The sequence below is a fragment of the Tunturibacter empetritectus genome, assembly GCF_040358985.1.
Classification (GTDB): Bacteria; Acidobacteriota; Terriglobia; order Terriglobales; family Acidobacteriaceae; genus Edaphobacter; species Edaphobacter empetritectus.
Genome location: NZ_CP132932.1, coordinates 3,386,041 through 3,407,709, shown reverse-complemented (window position 1 = coordinate 3,407,709; position 21,669 = coordinate 3,386,041). Strand labels below are relative to the sequence as shown.

17 protein-coding genes and 2 tRNA genes are annotated in these 21,669 nt (G+C 57.4%); 2 read left to right on the top strand and 17 right to left on the bottom strand.

Annotated elements, in window-relative coordinates; genetic code table 11:
* Positions 1–104: 104 nt before the first annotated feature.
* Complete coding sequence (locus RBB75_RS14095) at positions 105–569, bottom strand: SRPBCC domain-containing protein (RefSeq protein ID WP_353068438.1); 465 nt, start codon at positions 567–569, stop codon at positions 105–107.
* A complete protein-coding gene (locus RBB75_RS14090) occupies positions 566–904 on the bottom strand; it encodes an ArsR/SmtB family transcription factor (protein ID WP_353068437.1) in 339 nt (112 codons plus the stop codon). The genes RBB75_RS14095 and RBB75_RS14090 overlap by 4 nt, the downstream gene beginning before the upstream one ends.
* Positions 905–1,441: 537 nt before the next feature.
* Between RBB75_RS14090 and RBB75_RS14085 the strand changes: the two genes are divergently transcribed.
* Complete coding sequence (locus RBB75_RS14085) at positions 1,442–1,684, top strand: hypothetical protein (RefSeq protein ID WP_353068436.1); 243 nt, start codon at positions 1,442–1,444, stop codon at positions 1,682–1,684.
* Positions 1,685–1,851: 167 nt separating this feature from the next.
* On the opposite strand, the gene RBB75_RS14080 is transcribed toward RBB75_RS14085, so the two are convergent.
* From RBB75_RS14080 to RBB75_RS14050, 7 genes are all read right to left on the bottom strand, one after another.
* Complete coding sequence (locus RBB75_RS14080; RefSeq protein ID WP_353068435.1) at positions 1,852–2,718, bottom strand: hypothetical protein; 867 nt, start codon at positions 2,716–2,718, stop codon at positions 1,852–1,854.
* Positions 2,719–2,947: 229 nt separating this feature from the next.
* Positions 2,948–7,138, bottom strand: coding sequence for a DNA-directed RNA polymerase subunit beta' (gene rpoC, locus RBB75_RS14075; protein WP_353068434.1), 4,191 nt, complete (start codon positions 7,136–7,138; stop codon positions 2,948–2,950).
* Between the two features lie 198 nt (positions 7,139–7,336).
* Entirely contained in the window at positions 7,337–11,824 is a 4,488-nt protein-coding gene (gene rpoB, locus RBB75_RS14070; RefSeq protein ID WP_179637361.1) for a DNA-directed RNA polymerase subunit beta, read from the bottom strand.
* A 635-nt stretch (positions 11,825–12,459) separates the two neighbouring features.
* On the bottom strand, positions 12,460–12,834 hold the full coding sequence (gene rplL, locus RBB75_RS14065; protein WP_179585103.1) for a 50S ribosomal protein L7/L12: 375 nt from the start codon (positions 12,832–12,834) through the stop codon (positions 12,460–12,462).
* A gap of 137 nt (positions 12,835–12,971) precedes the next feature.
* Positions 12,972–13,763 (bottom strand): 50S ribosomal protein L10, encoded by a 792-nt coding sequence (rplJ, locus tag RBB75_RS14060; RefSeq protein ID WP_353068433.1) that lies wholly within the window; start codon positions 13,761–13,763, stop codon positions 12,972–12,974.
* A gap of 77 nt (positions 13,764–13,840) precedes the next feature.
* The gene (rplA, locus tag RBB75_RS14055) at positions 13,841–14,551 is read right to left on the bottom strand and encodes a 50S ribosomal protein L1 (RefSeq protein WP_353068432.1); all 711 of its coding nucleotides are present in this window, start codon (positions 14,549–14,551) and stop codon (positions 13,841–13,843) included.
* A gap of 111 nt (positions 14,552–14,662) precedes the next feature.
* A complete protein-coding gene (locus RBB75_RS14050; RefSeq protein ID WP_353068431.1) occupies positions 14,663–16,024 on the bottom strand; it encodes a hypothetical protein in 1,362 nt (453 codons plus the stop codon).
* Between the two features lie 205 nt (positions 16,025–16,229).
* Between RBB75_RS14050 and RBB75_RS14045 the strand changes: the two genes are divergently transcribed.
* Entirely contained in the window at positions 16,230–17,324 is a 1,095-nt protein-coding gene (locus RBB75_RS14045; RefSeq protein ID WP_353068429.1) for an SPL family radical SAM protein, read from the top strand.
* A gap of 139 nt (positions 17,325–17,463) precedes the next feature.
* Here the strand turns inward: RBB75_RS14045 and rplK are convergent, their stop codons facing one another.
* From rplK to RBB75_RS14005, 8 genes are all read right to left on the bottom strand, one after another.
* Complete coding sequence (gene rplK / locus RBB75_RS14040; RefSeq protein WP_179637356.1) at positions 17,464–17,898, bottom strand: 50S ribosomal protein L11; 435 nt, start codon at positions 17,896–17,898, stop codon at positions 17,464–17,466.
* 82 nt (positions 17,899–17,980) lie between these two features.
* The gene (nusG, locus tag RBB75_RS14035; protein WP_434557137.1) at positions 17,981–18,619 is read right to left on the bottom strand and encodes a transcription termination/antitermination protein NusG; all 639 of its coding nucleotides are present in this window, start codon (positions 18,617–18,619) and stop codon (positions 17,981–17,983) included.
* A 42-nt stretch (positions 18,620–18,661) separates the two neighbouring features.
* Positions 18,662–18,922, bottom strand: coding sequence for a preprotein translocase subunit SecE (gene secE, locus RBB75_RS14030; protein WP_179585117.1), 261 nt, complete (start codon positions 18,920–18,922; stop codon positions 18,662–18,664).
* 65 nt (positions 18,923–18,987) lie between these two features.
* A tRNA-Trp gene (locus tag RBB75_RS14025) sits at positions 18,988–19,063 on the bottom strand.
* A gap of 49 nt (positions 19,064–19,112) precedes the next feature.
* Positions 19,113–19,262 (bottom strand): 50S ribosomal protein L33, encoded by a 150-nt coding sequence (gene rpmG, locus RBB75_RS14020; RefSeq protein WP_158943905.1) that lies wholly within the window; start codon positions 19,260–19,262, stop codon positions 19,113–19,115.
* A 661-nt stretch (positions 19,263–19,923) separates the two neighbouring features.
* A complete protein-coding gene (gene tuf, locus RBB75_RS14015; RefSeq protein ID WP_353068428.1) occupies positions 19,924–21,111 on the bottom strand; it encodes an elongation factor Tu in 1,188 nt (395 codons plus the stop codon).
* A 107-nt stretch (positions 21,112–21,218) separates the two neighbouring features.
* Complete coding sequence (locus RBB75_RS14010) at positions 21,219–21,536, bottom strand: hypothetical protein (RefSeq protein WP_434557136.1); 318 nt, start codon at positions 21,534–21,536, stop codon at positions 21,219–21,221.
* A 55-nt stretch (positions 21,537–21,591) separates the two neighbouring features.
* Positions 21,592–21,666 (bottom strand) — tRNA-Gly (locus tag RBB75_RS14005).
* Between the last annotated feature and the right edge of the window lie 3 nt (positions 21,667–21,669).

The window sequence follows — 21,669 nt, the reverse complement described above, 5'->3', positions numbered from 1 at the left end:
CGCCAGCGTGAATGCCCACATCAGGAAGTCGAGATAGGAATCGAGATATGGGCACCCGGGCACGTTCGTTGTGTCTCTCATGCGCGATTCGCGCGCCAAGCACGCTAGATCATTGCTTCGAGGCGCACGTAGCTCGCTTCCATACCGTGCTCCATGCCTGACGCCAGCATAGTTGCTCGCGTTTTCTCATCAGGCAGTGTCATCCGGATCGTCATCAACGTTCCTTCCCCGTCGCGTTCGAAGGTGGTTTCAACGTGGTTGTCCGGTGTTGGCTCCGGCAGGAACATGCGTTCGACATGCACGATTCTGCTGAACGGGTTCACTTCAAGATACTCACCGGTGATGTGGAATCCTGCGCCTTTGCCGTTCGTCCACTCGTAGCGAAACTTCCCTCCGGGCTTCGCGTCATTGATGCAGACAGGCATGCTCCAGCCTTCAGGGCCGAGCAGCCACTTTTGTAACAACTTCGGATCGGTGTGGGCGCGATACACCGCTTCCGGCGTGGCAGCAAAGCGCCTCGTCACGATTACATGCGTATCGCCTTCGGTCTTCAATGTCATTTTGCTCATCGCTTTTTTCCTTTCTTCTGTGTGTTGGTACCGGCTAGAACGCTGTCCAACCGGTCGTAGTTTTTCTCAAGCGCAGTGTGGAGCATTCCAAGCCATTGATCCATAGCTTCGATACCCTCTTTTGCGAGACGGCGAGGGCGCTTTGTACCTTCGACCCGGCAAATGATCAGCCCAGCTTCTTCAAGCACCTTGAGGTGTTGCGAGATCGCCGGTTGCGACATCTCGAAGGGACTTGCCAGTTCGTTGACAGTAGCCTCTCCCAGCGAGAGTCGCGCCAGGATCGCACGACGCGTTGGATCAGCTAAGGCGGCGAATTTGGTATCGAGGCCTTCCATAGTCAATAATTTATATAAGTAAACGCTTATTGTCAAAGATAGAGTTTTTGGCGTGTGCCGCGAATGTTCCTAGTAAGTTTTATGTATGGACCACTCGCCCTCCCACGATCAGGTCATTTCAGCTATCGACATTGATGGATATACTTCGCTTGCAACTCGTGAGTCATGTTGAACTCAACGCCCCGACATAAGGAACCTGGTGACCCTCTTTCGCTGCTTCACGTCATTGCTCGTCTTGCTGCTCCTCTTTGTTCCAAAACAGAATGCCATTGCGCAGACATCAATCTACGGATCGGTCGCGCTTGTCGATTATGGCTTCCAAAACAACAACAACTATGCGGCGAAGAGTGACACAGCTGGGTTCGTCGGTGGCGTCTTCTATAATTTCCCGATACAGAGTCGCCTGACTGCGGGAGTTGATGTCCGCGGCTCCTACGGTGTTGGTTCGCGGGGAGGAGCCTTAGCGGCGGCGGCTTTACGAATCGGGTTCGTGCCGGAACGTGTCGTCCTTCGCCTTATTTCCTGCTCGGAGGCGGAGTGGTCACCTCGACTTTCAAGGTCAACGACATTACGGGCCCTGCTTCCGAAGATCTCACTCCACAACCCACACAATTTACCAGTGGCGGCGTGGAGTTCGCCGGCGGCCTTGATGTCCGCCTGAGTGACTCCTTCGATCTTCGGGCCGTTGAATTAGGAGCAGTCGCGGGTGCTTCAAATCAAGGTGTCGGTTCCGCTTTCCTAGATGCAGGCCTCGTATATCATCTCCACCGCTCCCACTAGCTCTGAAGTTTTGTCACTCGTCCATAGCTGTACCTGGCTAAACGGCTGCTAAAGCGGTTCGCGGTTGGCGCGAATGCCCACTCATGCGATGAGACTGCATGAATGGGGCACCCGATGTATACAAGGATTCATGTATGGGCCACCCGCCGTGTGGGACACCCGCCACGTTATTTAGAAGCAACCGTTCCCGTCATCTTTGCACTGCATGCTGGATTGAATTTGGTTTTCCAGGTCAGAGCTCCTTCATCCCAAGAAGCGGTTGAATACGGGGCTCCGATACTTGCATAGTCTCCTTCAAGACGTTCGTCAATTGCGGTGAACTTTAGTTCAAATCGCGTGGCGACATCAGTCAACTCACCGATAGTCTGAGCTCTAACACGGTCATCTCCAATGGCATTCATTTCCCGCAATTCTTCAGCGGTGACAGGAATCTCGCGAGGATGTGCTCCTGCCTGATCATGAGTTGTAACAAATTTTCGGCAAACGCCTGAATATTGAGTAGACGCTTCTGGTGACACCGCCGCAAAGATAGAGGTAAATCCGAATCGGACTCCATCCCAAGTTACAGTTGGCTTCAAAACGTATGTCTGCCCGTCTATCTTAGTCATGACGAAGAGCTGAGAAACCACGCCTGTATAGTCTGGTTTCGCTCCCGAGTTGCGATAATGACCCCACATGGTTTGAGCCCACTGAAGTCCCCACGCGTCAAGCTGGTCGTAGGTCGGATTTTCCGGTAACAACTTCATTGCTGCCTGAGCCTGCTCAAGCGCATTCCAATGATTAACGTCATAAATTGAATCCTCCACACCCGTTGCTGCTAGTAGAACTTTTGGGCGCGCAAGAACTACCTTACAACCTTCTTTATGACCGAGATATTTTCCATTCGAAGTCAGCGTCATGCGACTGTCAATGACGAAAGCCATCTTCTTGTCTGTGAAGACACCAACAGCACAGGTGCCGTGCTCAGTTAGCTGACTGGCTATGTTGTTCGAAGCACGAATATCCGTCGTCTTGGCAGGTTGGCTAAGAATCAAGCTGGAAGAACACATAAGTGTAGCGAAAATAAATACCCTACTAAGCATTTTGAAATGACTGATCCCACAGCTTATTACTTGACTAGTCCGCAATGTTCTGTCTCTCTCGACGATCACAGCAAGCCTACCAGACCATAGGTAATTCGGTGATGTTTAGAAACAAAACGGCAGAGCCGAAGCTCTGCCGTTGTTTGTTTTTGCGCGAAGCGCTTTTCGCCGTGACGCGAAGTCACTCGGCGGCTAGTTCTTCTTGTTCGCCTTCCATGCGCATCTGTTCTAGTTCGCGCTCTTCGGCTTCGATGGCGGATGCCACTTCCTGCTGGACCTGGGCTGCCGCTTCCTCTAGCTCTGGGGAGAGCTGGACGTTGCGGTAGTACTCCATGCCGGTGCCGGCGGGGATGAGGCGGCCTACGATGACGTTTTCCTTGAGGCCACGGAGCGTGTCGATGGAGCCGTTGATGCTGGCTTCCGTGAGGACGCGGGTGGTCTCCTGGAAGCTGGCGGCCGAGATGAAGCTGTCGGTCGAGAGCGACGCCTTGGTGATGCCGAGGAGGAGCGAACGGCCGATGGCAGGCTTGCCGCCGGACATCAACACGCGCTGGTTTTCGGCGTTGAAGCGGAAGCGGTCGGTCTGCTGATCGACGAGGAAGGTGGTGTCGCCAACTTCTTCGATCTTGACCCAGCGAAGCATCTGACGAACGATGGTTTCGATGTGCTTGTCGGAGATGGTGACGCCCTGGAGCCGGTAGACTTCCTGGATCTCGTTGACGAGGTACTGCTGAAGTGCGCGCTCGCCGAGAACTTCCAGAATGTCGTGCGGGTTGCGGGGACCGTCGATCAGAGCGTCACCGGCACGGAGGCGTTCGCCTTCCTGCACGTTGACGTAAGTACCGCGGGGAACGCTGTACTCCTCTTCCTGACCGTTGTCCGCGGTGACGTAGACCTTACGCTGCCCCTTGGAGACTTCGCCGAAGCGAACGACACCATCGATCTTGCTGATGATTGCCGGGTCGCGTGGCTTGCGGGCCTCGAAGAGTTCGACGACGCGTGGGAGACCGCCGGTGATGTCCTTGGTACGCGTGGTTTCGCGTGGGATCTTGGCAAGGATGTCGCCGGGGAAGATCTCGTCGCCGTCGGCCACCATGAGGTGAGCGCGTGAAGGCATGAGGTAACGCTTGTTGCCTTGAGCGGACTTGATGATGATGGCGGGCTGACGCTTCTCGTCGGAGGAGTCGGTGACGACAAGCCGGCTGAGGCCGGTGACTTCGTCGACTTCTTCGTTGAGCGTGAGGCCTTCCTGGAGGTCCTTGAACTGAACGGTTCCGGCGATCTCGGTGAGGAGGGAGAAGGTGTAGGGGTCCCACTCGCCGAGGCGCGTACCCTGGACGACCTGCTGGCCCTCTTCGACCTTGAGCTTGGCACCGTAGACGACAGCGTAACGCTCCTTCTCGCGGCCCTTCTCGTCGACGATGGCGAGGGAGCCGTTGCGGTTGAAGGCGACCAGGCCGCCGTCCTTGGAGCGAACGGTGACGAGGTTGATGAAGCGCACGGTGCCGATGTTCTTGGACTCGAGGTGCGAGGCGTCGGATACGCGCGATGCCGTACCGCCGATGTGGAAGGTACGCATGGTGAGCTGAGTGCCGGGCTCGCCGATGGACTGCGCCGCGATGACGCCGACGGCTTCGCCCATCTCCACCATCTTGCCGGAGCCGAGGTTACGGCCGTAGCAGAGGATGCAGACGCCGCGCTTGGACTCGCAGGTGAGGACCGAGCGGATCTTGACGCGCTCGATACCCGCGGCCTGAACGGCGCTGGCGAGATCTTCATCGATCTCCTGGTTGACGTCGACGATGGTCTTGCCTTCGAAGTCCTTCAACTTCTCGAGTGAGACGCGGCCGATGATGCGGTCGCGCAGAGGCTCGATGGTCTCGCCCGCCTCGATGATCGGCGTCACGTAGATGCCTTCGACAGTGCCGCAGTCGTTGTGCGAGATGATGACATCCTGCGCAACGTCGACCAGACGGCGGGTGAGATAACCCGAGTCAGCGGTCTTGAGTGCGGTATCGGCGAGGCCCTTACGTGCGCCGTGGGTCGAGATGAAGTACTGCAGCACGGTGAGACCTTCGCGGAAGTTCGCCGTGATGGGGGTTTCGATGATCTCGCCGGAGGGCTTGGCCATCAAACCACGCATGCCGGAGAGCTGGCGGATCTGCTGTTTGGATCCACGAGCACCGGAGTCGGCCATGATGTAGATCGGGTTCATGGCTCCTTCCTTGTCGGCACGCTTCATGTTGTTGAACATCTCGTCGGCGACGCGCTCGGTGACTCCCGACCACATCTGGATGACCTTGTTGGAGCGCTCACCGTTGGTGATGGCTCCGTCGAGGTACTGCTGCTGCATGGCGAGAACGGTCTTTTCGGCTTCGCCGACGAGGGTGTACTTGGAGTCGGGGATGACCATGTCGTCCAGCCCGACCGAGAGGCCGGAGCGGGTGGCATAGGTGAATCCAAGATCCTTGACGCGATCGAGGGTCTTGACCGTAACTTCGAGGCCGAGGTTCAGGTAGCAGTAGTTGATGAGCTGGCCAATGCCCTTCTTCTTGAGAAGGCCGTTGACGTAGGGCATGCCCTCGGGGAGCGCATCGTTGAGGATGGCGCGGCCGACGGTGGTCGAGATGAACTGGTTGTTGAACTCGACCGGCTCGGTGTGGGTGAGGTCCTGATCGTCGTACGCGGTGGTCATGTCGAGGACAGGGCCGGTGTAGCGCAGACGGATCGGGGTGAGGGTCTCGACCTGCTTCGCTTCGAGGGCCATGAAGACCTCTTCGATGTTGGCGAAGACGCGGCCTTCACCCTTGGCGTTAACCTTCGCCTTGGTGAGGTAGTAGAGGCCGAGGACGAGGTCCTGCGTCGGGACTGTGATCGGTTGCCCAGAGGCTGGGGACAAGATGTTGTGCGAAGCAAGCATGAGAACGCTGGCTTCGATCTGAGCCTCAGGCGAGAGCGGGATGTGAACGGCCATCTGGTCGCCGTCGAAGTCCGCGTTGAAGGCGGTGCAGACGAGCGGATGGATCTTGATCGCCTTACCTTCGACGAGCACGGGCTCGAAGGCCTGGATGCCGAGACGGTGAAGGGTTGGAGCGCGGTTGAGGAGTACCGGGTGATCCTTGATGACCTCTTCAAGGATGTCCCAGACGATTGGCTCCTGCATCTCGACCATCTCTTTGGCCTGCTTGATGGTGGTGCAGTGACCGGTCTGCTCGAGGCGGTGATAGATGAAGGGCTTGAAGAGCTCGAGCGCCATCTTCTTGGGAAGACCGCATTGGTGCAGCTTCAGCTCAGGCCCGACTACGATGACCGAACGGCCGGAGTAGTCGACGCGCTTACCGAGGAGGTTCTGACGGAAGCGGCCCTGTTTGCCCTTGAGGGTGTCGGAGAGCGACTTCAGCGGACGGTTGTTCGCGCCGCGGAGAACGCGACCACGACGGCCGTTGTCAAACAGAGCATCGACGGCCTCCTGCAACATACGCTTCTCGTTGCGGACGATGACCTCAGGTGCATGGAGGTCCATCAGCTTCTTGAGGCGGTTGTTACGGTTGATGACGCGGCGATAGAGATCGTTCAAGTCGGACGTGGCGAAGCGTCCGCCGTCGAGCGGGACGAGGGGGCGAAGCTCGGGTGGGATCACGGGGATCACGTCGAGGATCATCCACTGCGGCAGGTTGTCGGACTTGCGGAAAGCTTCGACGATCTTGAGACGCTTGGAGTACTTGAGCTTCTTCTGCAGCGAGGTCTCGGTCTTCATGCGCTCGCGCAGCTCAATGGCGAGCTCGGTGACTTCCACGCGCTTGAGGAGTTCCTTGATGGCCTCAGCGCCCATCATGGCTTTGAAGCCGGAGGGGCGGTACTGCTGGTCAAGTTCGCGGAACTTGGTCTCGTCCTTGATAACTTCGCGCTCTTTGACCGGCGCATCGCCTGGATCGACGACGACGTAAGACTCGAAGTAGAGGACAGCCTCGAGCTCACGCAGGCTGATGTCGAGCAGGTGGCCGATGCGCGAGGGCAGGCCCTTGAAGAACCAGACGTGCGAGCAGGGGCTGGCGAGTTCGATGTGTCCAAGGCGCTCGCGGCGAACCTTCGAGAGGGTGACTTCAACGCCGCACTTGTCGCAGATGACGCCGCGGTGCTTCATGCGCTTGTACTTGCCACAGAGGCACTCCCAGTCGGTGATGGGGCCAAAGATTCTTGCGCAGAAGAGCCCGTCGCGCTCGGGCTTGAAGGTGCGGTAGTTGATGGTTTCGGGCTTGGTGACCTCGCCGTGCGACCAGCTGCGGATCTTCTCAGGGCTGGCGAGCTGGATCTTGATGGCGTCGAAGTCGGCGATGGGTCCGGTCAGTTCAAAGGGGCTGGAGCGAAACATATTTGGCGTCTCCGTATGCAGTGTCTGGCGTTTTTTGCGCCTTGCTGCTGGTTACTGCTGCTTTACTTCTGCTGGGCGGTGGGTGGTTAGGTCCGTCGCCTGCTTCTCTTTGTTGCTCTTCCCTTTTGGCCGGCCCTTCGTGAATGTTGAGCGTAAGCCTCATTCAGAAGGACCGTGCCTGGGGTGGAGCGGTATCGACTAATCTGCTGCGGCGATGGCTGGCAGCGGCTGCTTCTTCTGGTCGGCCTGTTTGATCAGTTCGACGTCGAGGCAGAGGGACTGCAGTTCGCGGATAAGAACGTTGAAGGACTCTGGAACACCCGGCTCGATGGCAGCTTCGCCCTTGACGATGGCCTCGTAGATCTTGGTACGGCCGAAGACGTCGTCAGACTTGGCGGTGAGCAGCTCCTGCAGGATGTAGGCGGCGCCGTAAGCTTCAAGGGCCCAGACCTCCATCTCACCGAAGCGCTGTCCGCCGAACTGCGCCTTACCACCCAGCGGCTGCTGAGTGATGAGCGAGTACGGTCCGATGGAACGAGCGTGGATCTTGTCGTCGACAAGGTGCGACAGCTTGAGCATGTAGATGTAGCCAACGGTGGCAGGCTGTTCGAAGGGTTCTCCGATCATGCCATCGTAGAGCTGCGACTTGCCCGAGCTGGGGAGACCAGCGGCCTTGAGGAGCGCCTTGATCTCGGTCTCGCGTGCACCGTCGAAGACTGCCGTGCCGAACCAGATACCGCGCTTCATGCCGGCGGCAATGCGCAGAGTCTGCTCGTCGTCTAGGTCAAGAAGCTGGTTGAGTGCGGCGGTACCGGCGAAGCGCGCCTTGAAGAGCTCGCGGACTTCGTTGGCCGACTCCATCGTGGCGGCAAGCTCGGCGATCTGCGCGCCAAGGGTGTGTGCAGCCCACCCAAGGTGTGTCTCAAGGATCTGACCGACGTTCATACGCGAAGGCACACCGAGCGGGTTGAGCACGATCTCCACCGGCGTTCCATCGGGGAGGTACGGCATGTCTTCCTCAGGAAGGATTCGTGCGATAACACCCTTGTTCCCGTGGCGGCCGGCCATCTTGTCACCGACAGAGAGCTTGCGCTTCATGGCGATGTAGACCTTGACCATCTTGATGACACCAGGCGAGAGTTCGTCGCCCTTCTGCATCTTGCTGATCTTCTCGTTGGTGATCTTGCGGAGAACATCGATCTGACGTGAGGTCATCTCCTCGATCTCATCGATCTGCTCGTTCACACGCGGATCCTTGTCAGCGTAGCGGATGCGCTTGAGGTTACGAGTGCTGATGAGCTCAATGGTGTCGCGGTCGAGGATGTCGCCCTTGTTGAGCAGCTTCTTGTTGGTGCGCTCATCGTGGAGATCAGCCAAAACTTCTTTGGCTCCCAGGATCGCTTCGAGACGTTTGAGACGTTCGTCGGTGAGAATACGAATCTCGTCGGCGAGGTTGCGCTCGAGCTTCTCGATCATCTCCTGCTCGATCTGCTTGGCGCGCTCGTCCTTCTCCTGACCCTTGCGGGAGAAGATGCGGACGTCGACGACAGTGCCTTCGATACCCGGAGGGCACGTCAGGGAAGCGTCGCGAACATCGCCGGCCTTTTCTCCGAAGATGGCGCGGAGAAGCTTCTCTTCCGGCGTCAGCTGAGTTTCACCCTTCGGCGTTACCTTGCCGACGAGGATGTCGTTGTGACCGATCTTCGCTCCGATGCGGATGATGCCTGAGTCATCGAGATCGCGCAGTGCGTGCTCGCTGACGTTGGGGATATCGCGCGTGATCTCTTCCGGTCCAAGCTTGGTGTCGCGGGCTTCGATCTCGAACTCCTCGATGTGGATCGAGGTGTAGTAGTCCTCGCGGACCAGCTTCTCCGAGATAAGGATCGCGTCCTCAAAGTTGTAACCACGCCATGGCATGAAGGCGACCAGAACGTTACGGCCGAGGCCGAGTTCGCCCTGCTCAGTGCAAGGACCGTCGGCGATGACCTGACCCTTGATGACGCGATCGCCCTTGCGAACGATCGGTTTTTGGTTGATGCAGGTGTTCTGGTTGGAGCGCTTGAACTTCGTGAGCTGATAGATGTCCGAGCCGACCTCACGCGAGAGCTGCGTGGGGTGGTGCTCGCCTTCTACGCGCACGATGATGCGCTCGGAGTCAACTGAGTCGATGATGCCGTTACGCTTGGCCAGGATGACGGCGCCGGAGTCGCGGGCGGTGACGCCTTCCATACCGGTACCGACGAACGGAGCCTCAGCGACGAGCAGAGGAACCGACTGCCGTTGCATGTTGGCACCCATCAGAGCGCGGTTGGCGTCGTCGTGCTCGAGGAACGGGACAAGCGATGCGGCTACTGAGACAAGCTGCTTCGGCGAGACGTCGACGTAGTCCACCTCGGACTTGTTGACGAGGACGAAGTTGCCTTGGCGACGAGCGTCGACGACATCCTGCACGATGTTCAACTTCTCATCGAGCTCGATGTTCGCCTGCGCGATGGTGTGGCGATCTTCTTCCCAGGCCGAGAGGTAGAAGCTGAAGGGGGCGAGGTCCATAGTGCGCTTGCCGGCCTTCTTCAACTCTGCGTTCTTGGCGCGGGCCTCTTCGATCTCGAGGTAGTCGCCTTGACGCAGACCGGACTCACCGGCGTTCGAGACGGAGACGTAGTCTAGCGCACGGCCTTCCTTCACGCGGCGGTAGGGAGACTCGATGAAGCCATATTCGTTGATGCGCGCAAAGCAGGAGAGCGACGAGATGAGACCGATGTTCGGGCCTTCCGGTGTCTCAATCGGGCAGATGCGGCCGTAGTGAGTGGGGTGCACGTCGCGGACTTCAAAGCCGGCGCGCTCACGGGAGAGACCACCGGGCCCAAGGGCGGAGAGGCGACGCTTGTGCGTGATCTCCGACAGGGGGTTGGTCTGGTCCATGAACTGCGAGAGCTGCGAGGAGCCGAAGAACTCACGAATCGCGGCCATGACTGGCTTGGCGTTGATGAGGTCATGCGGCATCGCGGTCGACATCTCTTGGTAGACCGACATCTTTTCCTTGATGGCGCGCTCCATACGGACGAGGCCGATGCGGAACTGGTTCTCCATCAGCTCACCGACGGCGCGAACGCGGCGGTTGCCAAGGTGGTCGATGTCGTCGACGACACCGATGTTCTTGCGCAGCTTGAGCAGATAGCGGATGGTGCCGTAGAAGTCCTCGGGGGTCAACGTGCGCTTGTCGAGGCCAGACGGATCCTGGTTCTCGTAGAGCTTGATGTTGAATTTGAGGCGGCCGACGCGCGAGAAGTCGTACTTACGCGGATCGAAGAACATACCTTCGAAGAGCGCAGTCGCGGTGTCGAGCGTCGGTGGGTCGCCGGGACGCAGCTTGCGGTAGATCTCGATGAGAGCTTCCTCAGGCTTGCGCACGGAGTCGCGACGAAGGGTGTTGGTGATGATGTTGCCCACGTCGTCGCGCTCTGGGAAGAAGACCTCGATGCTGGTGACGCCGGACTGGATGATCTTGTGCAGCTTGTCGGCGGTCAACTCCTGGTTGGCTTCGTAGAGCAACTCGCCGGTGGTGAGATCGACCACGTCAGCGGCGGTCATAGCGCCATCGAACTCGCTGGTCTCAACTTCGACCGAGTCGATCTTGTGGCTGCGCAGACCCTTCATGGTGTGAGCAGAGATCTTGCGTGTGGCAGGAGCGATCTCTTCCCCTTTGACGGTGACGGCATGCGCGGGACGGGTGCCCTGCAGGTTGCTGAGCTGACCTTCGGGAACGACCTTCCAGTGCAGCTTGCCGTCGGCTACGTTGATAGTGTCGACGGTGTAGAAGGTCTTGAGGATCTCCTCGTCGGTACGCAGGCCGAGCGCGCGCAGGAAGATGGTGCCGAGGAACTTGCGCTTGCGGTCGATGCGGACGTAGAGGGTGTTCTTCTGGTCGTACTCGAATTCGACCCAGCTGCCGCGGTACGGAATGATCTTGCCGAGGAAGTAGGTGCGGTTGTTTGCGGTCTCGAAGAAGACGCCGGGCGAACGGTGGAGCTGCGACACGATGACGCGCTCGGTGCCATTGACGATGAAGGTGCCGTTCTGGCTCATCAGCGGGATGTCGCCGAAGAAGACTTCCTGTTCCTTCATGTCGCGCAGGCTCTTGACGCCGGTCTCAGGGTCCTTGTCGTAGATCTTAAGACGGATGGTGACCTTGAGGGGTGCAGAGTAGGTCATGCCGCGCTCTTCGCACTCTGCCTGGTCATACTTCAGTTGCAGGCCGACAGGGTCGCCGCACTTGGTGCAGAAGTCAGGGGTGTTCTTGTTGTAAGTTCCGCAGAAGTTGCAGAGGACGTCGCCCGGGTGGAAGGGGTCGGTGATGACCATGTGGCCGCAGTTGGTGCAGGCCGTGCGCAGGTGGTTGAGGCCCTTGAGGTAGCCGCACTTGCACTCCCAGTTGCCGATCGAGAAGTCGACGAACTCGAGCTCGGAGACGTTGCGGAAGTCGGTGATGGGGAAGACTGAGGTGAAGACCGACTGCAGGCCGTTGTCTTCGCGCTCCTGCGGGAGCTTGTCCATCTGCAGGAAGCGCTCGTAGCTGCGGCGCTGCACTTCAATGAGGTTAGGGATCTGGATGGATGTGGGGATCTTGGAAAAATCAAGACGGCTTCGGATCGCGCGCATTTCGCTGTTGTTGGACTCGCCAGACATGCTCTCTCCTGAAAACTGACCTTCGAGGCCTCCCGAGTGCGTCTGCCGGCATCGTATTGCTGGCTTCACTCGTTAGGGGAGGGCTTCGGTCAGGCCCTCCGGGTTTGCTTCTGATCGCGCAGTGTTTAAGATCTTCGGGTCTTGCTGTCCTCGATGGCAGCGAGCCCCGTGCGCAAAATGTCTTGCCGTAATGGTCCGCGGCACGGATAAATCTTGAAACTTTTACTACCTACAGGCGTTCGAAGCTGCTATAAAGAACGCGTGCAGCGTACTGTTGGCTCCTTTAGCGGAGACAATGCCGATAAACACGGCAAAGCGCTCGCGGGGACAGCATGCCCCATGAGCGCAAAGGTCGACTTGTGCACTGTTTCTATATGAGTAGTGTTAATGCCTGCCGCCATTGAGGTTCGCCTACCCCAAAGTTGCGCCGCTCGCATGATTCTTATTGCACTATGCGCATCCGCCGCTCGAAGCGTATAGTGGCCGGTTCCTTAACCTGTGAAGACAGGATGATCCGGGTACAACGAAGTTTTTTCTGGGTACCGCTGGCCGCCAATGAGCACGTCAAGGCGGAACGAATTTTCTCTAAAGTCAAGAATATCGCGTTCCGCCTTATAGTGCAAGCTGGCAGTTAACTACTTGATTTCGATGGTTGCAACGCCTTCGAACTTCTTGGCGATGGCAGCTGCATCATCCTTCGAAATGTTCTCCTTCAAGGGCTTGGGAGCGGCGTCGACCAGATCCTTGGCTTCCTTCAGCCCAAGAGCGGTGACTTCGCGTACAGCCTTGATGGTGTTGATCTTATTCGCGCCGGCATCCTTGAGGATAACGGTGAACTCGGTCTTCTCTTCGACCGGAGCCGCTGCCGCTGCTCCGCCGCCGGCTGCCGGGGCTGCAACTGCCGCTGCTGCTGAAACGCCGAGACGCTCTTCGAGCTTCTTGACCAGAGCCGAAGCCTCGAGGAGGCTGAGGCTAACGATTGAATCTTCCAACTGCTGGATGTCTGCCATGTTATTTCTCCAATTAGAACTGAACTTTGTGGTGCCTATTGCTCTTCCAAAGCCTGACTGCGCTTCGGCTGCCTATGCCTTCCAGGGTTTCCGTTGCGCCCAGACCAGCGCCCCCGGGAAGACCAGGCGAAACTTGTTTAGCCTTCGACCGGGTCGGTGGTCGCGGCTTCCCCACCCTGCGATGCGGTGGAGTTCTCGGGCTGCTCAGCGGTGGCATCGGCGCCGGGAGCTTCGACGGCGTGCGCCTCGGCTACGAGCTGACCTTCAGCGGCGGGAGCCTCAGCAGCAGGAACTTCAACGACTGCGGCCTCTGCGACAGGAGTCTCTTCAACCTTGGCCTCTGCTTTAGGAGCTTCGACAGCTTCTGCTTTCGTCGCTTCGACAGTTGCCGGAGCGGCTGCGCCTGCAAACTTGCCCTTTTCTACGCCCTGGTTGATTACAACCGCGAGATCGCGGCCGGTAGCGTTGATGACCGTGGCCAAACGCTGCGCAGGCGACTGAATGAGGAAGAGAAGCTTAGAGAAGAGCTCTTCCTTGCCCGGCATGGTGGCGAGATCGCCAATCTCACGAACGTCGATCACCTTGCCGTCGACGATGCCCAGCTTGAAGGTGAACTCAGCGTTGTCCTTGACCCAGGTCGAAAGCGCCTTAGCCAGAGCAACAGGATCGCCCGAGGTGTAGGCAACAGCCGATACGCCCTTGAGACCCTGCAGCGCCGACTCGATCTTGGTGCCTTCGCTAGCGCGTGCAGCCAGCTTGTTCTTCACGACGTGATAGTTTCCACCGGCGGCGCGAACGGTCTTACGCAGCTCGAAGTCCTTCGAAGCGGTGAGGCCCTTGAAGGTGCCGATGATAGCGGAGGTCGAGTGCTCGAGCTCGGTTGCGAGCTGCTTCACCTTCTCCGTCTTTGATGCTCTGGTCAATGCCATGACTGAATCCTCTTCGCTTTCGCTCGCCCGCTCCTCGCTTCCGCGCCAGAGGGGGTTTCGTGCTAACTAAAAATTGATTAGGCCTTGCCTGCTAGTTCAGCAGCGGCGTAGTCGAGTTGAATGCCAGGGCCCATGCTCGAGCTCAGCGTGACACCCTTGATGTACTTGCCCTTGGCGGCCGACGGCTTGGCCTTCACGACACTCGTAATCACAGTCATCGCGTTATCGACCAGCTTCTGCGGATCGAATGAGAGCTTGCCGACTGGAACGTGAACCAGCGCGGTCTTGTCGGTGCGGAACTCGACCTTACCGGCCTTAATCTCCTTGACCGCAGCGGCAACGTCAGTCGTGACCGTACCCGTCTTCGGGTTGGGCATCAGACCCTTGGGGCCGAGCACCTTGCCGAGACGTCCAACGGAACGCATCATGTCGGGGGTCGCAATCAGAGCGTCAAAGGCAGTCCAGTTTTCTTTCTGGATCTTCTCGACTAAGTCCTCACCACCGACGAACTCAGCGCCGGCAGCCTCTGCTTCCTTGATACGATCGCCCGAGGTGATGACGGCAACGATCTTGGACTTGCCAAGGCCGTGCGGGAGCACCACCGTGCCACGAACCATCTGGTCCGCGTGGCGGGGATCGACGCCCAGACGCATGGTCAGATCGACGGTCTCGTCGAACTTCGCGTACTTTGCTTTTTGCAGGAGCGGAACTGCGTCCGCCAACAGATAAGGACGGGGCTCGACGAGCGCACGCGCCTTTACTAGATTCTTAGAGAGCTTCCTTGCCATTTTCCCTCGTCTCCCACCCCTCTGGAGTTGAACTCTCCGGGCGTGGTTCTCGACTGACCTCAACTGGACATTGAGGCACTCTTATAAGTATGCCGGAAAGACAGTATCACGTCAAGGATTACCCGGTTCCAACCCTGGTTTTCGCCGCAAAACATAGACCCCACGATAGAGAAATGGCGTCTGCTCGTAGAGTGGATCTTTTAGGGCCGCCCTCTCCCATTTCAGTGCCGGTGTATGCATCACGATATAGTCCGGCTTGTCTTCAGCCACCCAGGAGACCCAATCTCCGTGAGTTACGTGGTCGGCGTTCTTGGGCGTCGTTAGGCCCATTATATCGAAGATATATCGATGGCTGCAGTAATAGCCGAGTCGCCCAGTCTCCACGGCTTCGATCGTTGCCTCTTGAGGAGTATTTCGATTCAACCATTCGGCCAATACCCGGTAGTCGGTTTCCGGCGTTTCGTTGAATCTCTGCACAACAAAGGCGTTTGTAAGGGCGACTGCAGCTATAACGACGGCTGCGACGGAATATCCAACTCGACTCCGAGGGATGCCTTCGGCTCCGTAGACCAGGCCAAAGAAGATAAACGGGGCGAAGTACCAGCGATACCCCGGGATATTCAATAAAACATAGAATGCAAGGAGCAGCGCGCAGAAGGGTAAGACCGTTTCATTCAGGACCGTTCCGCGCAGACGTTTCATCCCGACGAAGGCAAGTACCACCACCGCCAGCACGAAGTAGATCGTCGGTTTGAAGTCCTTATCCAATTGCCACACCATCCCGAAGAAGGCCGTTGGCCAGGGTCCTAAAGCACCAGAAAGACCCTGTCCGATCTTCGCAGTGGTTGAAGAGGGAAGAATCTGACCATAGACACGATAGTTCAGAAGAAGAAAACCGGCCGCAATTGCCAGAGGCGGAAGAAACGACGATAGAGCCGGCCAGCGTCGACGACGAAAAAGATGCGCGCAAACCACCAGAAGCATCATGCCGCCTTCAAATCGTGTGAGCACTAAAAGCGCCAAGACCGAGGGCAGCCAATTGTACTTTTCCTCCCGGCAGAGCGTGACCGTGAGTATCAACATGAAGAGGAACAACGCAGTCTCCATGCCCACCTGGACATAAAAATATCCCACGATAGCTATCAGAAAACCGGCAACCGGGACCATGCGCTCGGCAAGAACACTTGCGAGGAACAGAAATATCGCAGAGATGAGAGCTGACGCGAGAATAATGTTGCCGTGAAGCATCCATGAGACAGCGAACAAGAGATAGCAGAACAGAGGAGAGGTAAGCCCATTCACCTTCTCTCCTAGATTGAAGACAAAGCCATTGCCCCATAAAGCGTTGTTGATGTAACGCGCGTAGATCAGTGCATCGTCGATCTGAGCGTAACGAGCTCGATAAGACAAAAAGACGACGAGCGCAAACAAAAGAACGTACTTCATCTTCCGCCATGCCAACTTGTCGAGCATGTCGGAATTCTACAAACATCCGTATCTTCTGCAAGATGAATATTGGCCAGAAAAATCGCCTTATTTCGTTTGAACAAGAGGCTACTACACACCAAACTTGGTGGCTTTGAACCTTCTCAACCGCCGATTTCGAGCTGTTGGCGAAGAAACATGCTTGACGAAGGATAAGACGCGAGCTATATTTGCCTTTCAATAGGGCGAACAAATGGCGAAACAAGACAGCACGTCCCTCTTCCCAATCCTTCCCCCAAGCCCTGTGGGAATCGCCCGCATGGCAGCTGAGGCAGAGCACGCCGATGATGGCCACCTGATTGAATTCAAGATGTTGAAGGTGCGCAGCATTCTGAATAAATCGGTGTCGAGGCGGCAGCTGTCCCTGGCCTACAGCATCAACCCGTATCGAGGATGCGAGTTCGGCTGCAAGTACTGCTATGCCCGATACACGCATGAGTTCATGGCTCCAAAGACTACGGAGGAGAGGGGCGAGGCGTCGGCGAACGCGATTGATATGCGAGATCCTTTGTCGTTCGAAAGAATGATCTTTCTGAAACAAAATGCGGCGTGGCTGCTGGAGCAGGAGTTGAAGAAGATCGACCCTGCAGATGAGGTGGCGCTGGGCACCGCGACCGACCCCTACCAACCGATCGAGCGGCGGGCAAGGATTACGCGCAGTCTTCTGGAAGTGTTTGCGCGAAAGGAAGGGTATCGGCTCGGAATTGTGACGAAGTCGCGGCTGATCGAGCGCGATATTGATCTGCTGGTGGAAGTTGCTCGACGCAATACCCTGGTGGTGCATGTGACAATTACCACGCCTGATGCGAAGCTTGCGCGCTTGCTGGAGCCTCGCGCGCCTCGACCGGATCTTCGCTTTCAGGCTGTCAGGCGCATGCGAGAAGCAGGGATCATGGCAGGGGTCTTCGGCTCGCCGCTGCTCCCCGGAATTACAGACAATCAGGAAGCGTTGGATGAAATGGCGCGACGCTCTGCAGCCGTTGGAGCGAGCTTTTTCGCAGCTCATCCACTCTTCCTCAAGCCGTGCTCACGTCCTACCTACCTGAGCTTCGTTCGTGAGCACTTCCCTGCCCTCCAAGGCGACTATGCCAAACGCTTCGCCACTGCCGACTTTGCCGGAAGAGAGTACCGCGAACGTTTGGCAAAGATGGTCGATGGTGCGTGTCGTCGGTACGGCCTGGGAAAGCGTTCGAGCGACGCTTTGCTGACTCGGAACGAGGAGGGCGGAGGCAAAAGGCCGACTCAAAATGTGGGAACGGGTGCAAGACAGCAAAGACTCTTTGCGTAGAAGGCAGAATAGAGCAGGAGTGCGAGCAGTAACTTAATGAGGAGAAAGGACGCCTGGAGATCATCGTCGACTGACATAGTCGGTGATGATTCCCTGCGTCCTCGCTTGTAGAAAGCTCATTCGGTGCAACTGCTTTGAGTTAGCCTACGACTTCAATGCCCATCGAACGTGCCGTGCCGCGAATGCTCTTCGCTGCTGCCTCGACCGTGGTCGCGTTCATGTCCGGCATCTTCTGGGTGGCGATGGCGATGATCTGCTTCTCGGTCACCTTGCCCTTCTTCTCCTTGTTCGGAGTGCCGGAGCCCTTCTCGATACCAGCAGCCTTCAACAGGAGCACCGGAGCCGGAGGGGTCTTGGTGATGAAGCTGAAGGTGCGGTCTGCGTAGACGCTGATGACGACGGGGATGGTGAGTCCGGCCATATCAGGCGCCTTGGTGCGCTCGTTGAACTGCTTGCAGAACTCCATGATGTTGACCTGGGCCTGGCCAAGCGCAGGGCCGACCGGAGGTGCAGGGGTGGCCTTGCCGGCCATAATCTGAAGCTTGACGTATCCAGTGATCTTCTTCGGTGCCATTCGGGTAAATCCTCTTTACTCTTCCAGCAGCGGCGTTGTTACCTCCGAACGCCTGCTGCTTAATTATTTCGAAACTCTCAAACTACTCGTCGACAACCTTGTCGACCTTGGAGAACTCGATCTCGACCGGAGTCGAGCGGCCAAAGATACTGACCATAACCTTGAGGGTCTGCTTGTCCTCGTTGATATCGTCGACCGCGCCGGTGAAGTTGGCGAAGGGGCCCTCGTTGATGCGGACCTGCTCGCCCTTCTCGTACTTGACCTTCATGGTCGGCTTGTTGCCTGCAGTCTCTGTGCGGAAGAGGATGGAGCTTACTTCCTGCTCGGAGAGCGCGACCGGGTTGTCGCCGGTGCCCAGAAAGCCGGTGACGCGCGGCGTGTTCTTGATGACGTGCCACAGGTCGTTGTCGAGTTCCATCTCGACCAGAACATAGCCAGGCAGGAAGACGCGCTCGATGGTGTACTTCTTGCCGTTGCGCAGCTCGGTGACCGGCTCAGTCGGAATCATGATGCGGCCGATGCGGTTCTGCAGACCGAAGGCAGTGATGCGGCTCTCGAGGGACTCGCGCACCTTGCGCTCAAAGCCCGAGTAGGCATGAATGATGTACCACTTGAAGTTCTCATTGACCGGGGGAGCCAACTGCTCAGAGGGATCTACCTGAGGATTCTGCTCTTCCGGATTTTGCTCTTCTGCTGCCATCGTTGTGCCTTTTTCACGCATCGTGTACTTCTCTCTACCGCTTTTGCTCGGAATCAAATCTCTTTAGTGCTGGGTAAGCCGGTGCAACAGGGCTTCGATCGCCCGGCCGATGATGTTGTCCACCAGCCAGAAGTACGCCGCGAAGATGAAGACGGTGACGAGGACAACGATCGTAGTCGACTGAACCTCGGCGCGCGAAGGCGAGATCACCTTGCGCATCTCGCTGCGAACATCCTTCAGGAACTCGCCGAGACGTGCTGGCTGGGACTTCAACTGCTGCAATCCGGTGCTGGGCTGTTCGGTTACCGCTATTGTCTTGGCCATAGTACTGCCTCAATCTTCGTGGTGCGTTGTGGTGTCTGTTCCCGGACTTGAGGGACCGGGCAAACTGGCGGGGGAGCTCGGATTCGAACCGAGAAGTTCGGTTTTGGAGACCGACAGTTTAACCGTTGAGCTTACTCCCCCAGGCTGTGCGGAGTGAGACCTGCGTCTCACCCCAGAATCCGGCTGGAGACTACTTCGTTTCCTTGTGGTCCGTGTGCTTCCGGCAGGTATTGCAGAACTTCGAGAACTCGAGGCGACCGGTAGTCGTCTTCTTGTTCTTCGTGGTGGAATAGTTCCGGTTCTTGCAATCCGGACACTGAAGAGTAATGATCTCGCGCATAGTAAATCTCCTTCTAACGTGGCCAGCCACCTCGGCTGGCAAGCAGCGTAGTGACACGCCGCGACACAGGGCAATGGCCCCTGCAACCAATTCCTGATTGTAGCGGAGAGAGGAGCGGTCAGGCCACGCTCGTCCTTATCTATTATGCATCAAAACTCTAAGACCCTCAACCGAGAACTCAACAAACGACAATGTCATAAGCTCGACGGCTGTCCTCAGAGACCCATTTAGAGAGACCCACTATCGCCTTTTAGCTGCTTGGATATGGGGCAATTCGTGGATCTAGAGCTACATATTGCAAAAGAGCGATGGCCTCATCACATCTCGTAGCGTTGAAGTCATCATTTAGGCTGTGATATTTATCTCTAGCTTTTCCTAGGAATCGCACACTGTCGGCAATGTCAATCTTTTCGAGCTCCATGTCGTCACCTACCTGCGGATTTGTCACGCCAGAAAAAGGTGATCACAAGGGTTAGCCCCCCCGCAATGGCACCCGTCTGAATCAATCTTGCGATAAACCATTTTACCTGCCAATTTTCATTGAAATCGCCAGGAGCTAACTCTTGCCACGAAACGCCAAAAAGACAAAGAGCCATAAAAACTAGAGCCGATACCCCTATGAACAGCCTTATCGATCTAGATTTCATGGCTCTTTCTTACGTTACTTGATGATCTCGCTGATGGTTCCAGCGCCGACGGTGCGGCCGCCTTCGCGGATAGCGAAGCGCAGACCCTTCTCCATCGCGACTGGCGTATGCAGCGTGATCTCCAGCTGGATGTTGTCGCCGGGCATGCACATCTCTGTGCCTGCAGGCAGCTTCGCCGAACCCGTCACATCCGTCGTACGGAAGTAGAACTGGGGACGGTAGCCGTTGAAGAACGGAGTGTGACGTCCGCCCTCTTCCTTCGATAACACGTAGACCTCGCCCTTGAAGTCGGTGTGGGGCTTGATCGAACCAGGCTTGGCCAACACCATCCCGCGCTCCACATCTTCCTTCGCGATACCGCGCAGCAAAAGACCAGCGTTATCGCCAGCCAGACCCTCGTCCAGCTGCTTCTTGAACATCTCGACACCGGTGCAGACCGTCTGACGGGTCTCGCGGAAGCCCACGATCTCGCAGGCCTCGCCAACCTTCACCTTGCCACGCTCGATACGGCCCGTCACCACAGTGCCGCGACCCGAGATCGAGAAGATGTCTTCGATCGGCATCAGGAACGGCTGGTCGACCGCGCGCTCAGGTTGCGGGATGTACTTGTCCACCGCTGCCATCAGCTCGTCAATCTTGGCCTCCCACTGAGCTTCGCCGTTCAGCGCGCCCAACGCAGAGCCACGGATAATCGGAGTGTCGTCGCCAGGGTAGTCGTACTTCGACAACAGCTCGCGAACCTCCATCTCCACCAGTTCGATCAGCTCTTCGTCTTCAACCGCATCGCACTTGTTCAAAAACACCACGATGAAGGGAACGCCAACCTGGCGCGCCAGCAGCACGTGCTCCTTGGTCTGGGGCATCGGGCCGTCGGTGGCCGCGACCACCAGGATCGCGCCGTCCATCTGCGCCGCTCCGGTGATCATATTCTTGATGTAGTCCGCGTGGCCCGGACAGTCGACGTGCGCATAGTGCCGGTTCGGCGTCTCGTACTCGACGTGCGAGGTCGCAATCGTGATACCACGCTCGCGCTCCTCAGGAGCGTTGTCGATCGTATCGAACGAACGGAACGTGTTCTTCGGGTTGTGCTTCGACAACACCTTCGTAATCGCCGCCGTCAGCGTCGTCTTGCCATGATCGATGTGCCCGATCGTCCCGATGTTTACGTGCGGCTTTGACCGGTCAAACTTTTCCTTGCCCATGACTGCTCGTCTCCTCGTGTTGGCCGGCGCGTGCACCGGGGTTCAGGTGAATACTTCAAACGAAAAACTGAAAGCGAAAGACTAAACTTGAGAAGCGGGGGTTTGTCTCAGTAGTACGCGTACAACTTGAAGAACTTCTCTCGCAGCTCCGGTGCAACCTGCTCCAGGCTGGCGAGATAGAGTTCGCGAATCTGGCCCTGGTCGGAGTTGCCCAGCTTGTTGTACTCGGCCTGCGCAGTCACTCCCAGGTTTCCCTTGCTCAGAACCGTCTCGAAGTCGCGTATGCGCAGCTTCGACCGCTCCAGCGACTTTAGGAACTCCGCGACACGACCGGAAGAGAAGGAGGCTTCCACTGCTGTCTTCACCGCGTTGAAGGTCTCCGGATCGGAGACGGTAAGTACGGGTTGCTGATACAGACTGCTCAACACACTCTCCTGCGATCTCTACTGCCTGACCGCGTCTATCAATCTTTCAAATCTTTGGAGCGGGAGACGGGAATCGGACCCGCGACCAACAGCTTGGAAGGCTGTGACTCTACCACTGAGTTACTCCCGCTTG

What these genes read in the sequence shown, in the direction of transcription:
- rplL (WP_179585103.1), bottom strand. Translation starts at nt 12,834, where the DNA reads ATGGCAGACATCCAGCAGTTGGAAGATTCAATCGTTAGCCTCAGCCTC.
- nusG (WP_434557137.1), bottom strand. Translation starts at nt 18,619, where the DNA reads ATGCGTGAAAAAGGCACAACGATGGCAGCAGAAGAGCAAAATCCGGAA.
- rpoC (WP_353068434.1), bottom strand. Translation starts at nt 7,138, where the DNA reads ATGTTTCGCTCCAGCCCCTTTGAACTGACCGGACCCATCGCCGACTTC.
- RBB75_RS14045 (WP_353068429.1), top strand. Translation starts at nt 16,230, where the DNA reads ATGGCGAAACAAGACAGCACGTCCCTCTTCCCAATCCTTCCCCCAAGC.
- RBB75_RS14095 (WP_353068438.1), bottom strand. Translation starts at nt 569, where the DNA reads ATGAGCAAAATGACATTGAAGACCGAAGGCGATACGCATGTAATCGTG.
- rplA (WP_353068432.1), bottom strand. Translation starts at nt 14,551, where the DNA reads ATGGCAAGGAAGCTCTCTAAGAATCTAGTAAAGGCGCGTGCGCTCGTC.
- secE (WP_179585117.1), bottom strand. Translation starts at nt 18,922, where the DNA reads ATGGCCAAGACAATAGCGGTAACCGAACAGCCCAGCACCGGATTGCAG.
- tuf (WP_353068428.1), bottom strand. Translation starts at nt 21,111, where the DNA reads ATGGGCAAGGAAAAGTTTGACCGGTCAAAGCCGCACGTAAACATCGGG.
- rpmG (WP_158943905.1), bottom strand. Translation starts at nt 19,262, where the DNA reads ATGCGCGAGATCATTACTCTTCAGTGTCCGGATTGCAAGAACCGGAAC.
- RBB75_RS14090 (WP_353068437.1), bottom strand. Translation starts at nt 904, where the DNA reads ATGGAAGGCCTCGATACCAAATTCGCCGCCTTAGCTGATCCAACGCGT.
- rplK (WP_179637356.1), bottom strand. Translation starts at nt 17,898, where the DNA reads ATGGCACCGAAGAAGATCACTGGATACGTCAAGCTTCAGATTATGGCC.
- RBB75_RS14050 (WP_353068431.1), bottom strand. Translation starts at nt 16,024, where the DNA reads ATGCTCGACAAGTTGGCATGGCGGAAGATGAAGTACGTTCTTTTGTTT.
- rpoB (WP_179637361.1), bottom strand. Translation starts at nt 11,824, where the DNA reads ATGTCTGGCGAGTCCAACAACAGCGAAATGCGCGCGATCCGAAGCCGT.
- rplJ (WP_353068433.1), bottom strand. Translation starts at nt 13,763, where the DNA reads ATGGCATTGACCAGAGCATCAAAGACGGAGAAGGTGAAGCAGCTCGCA.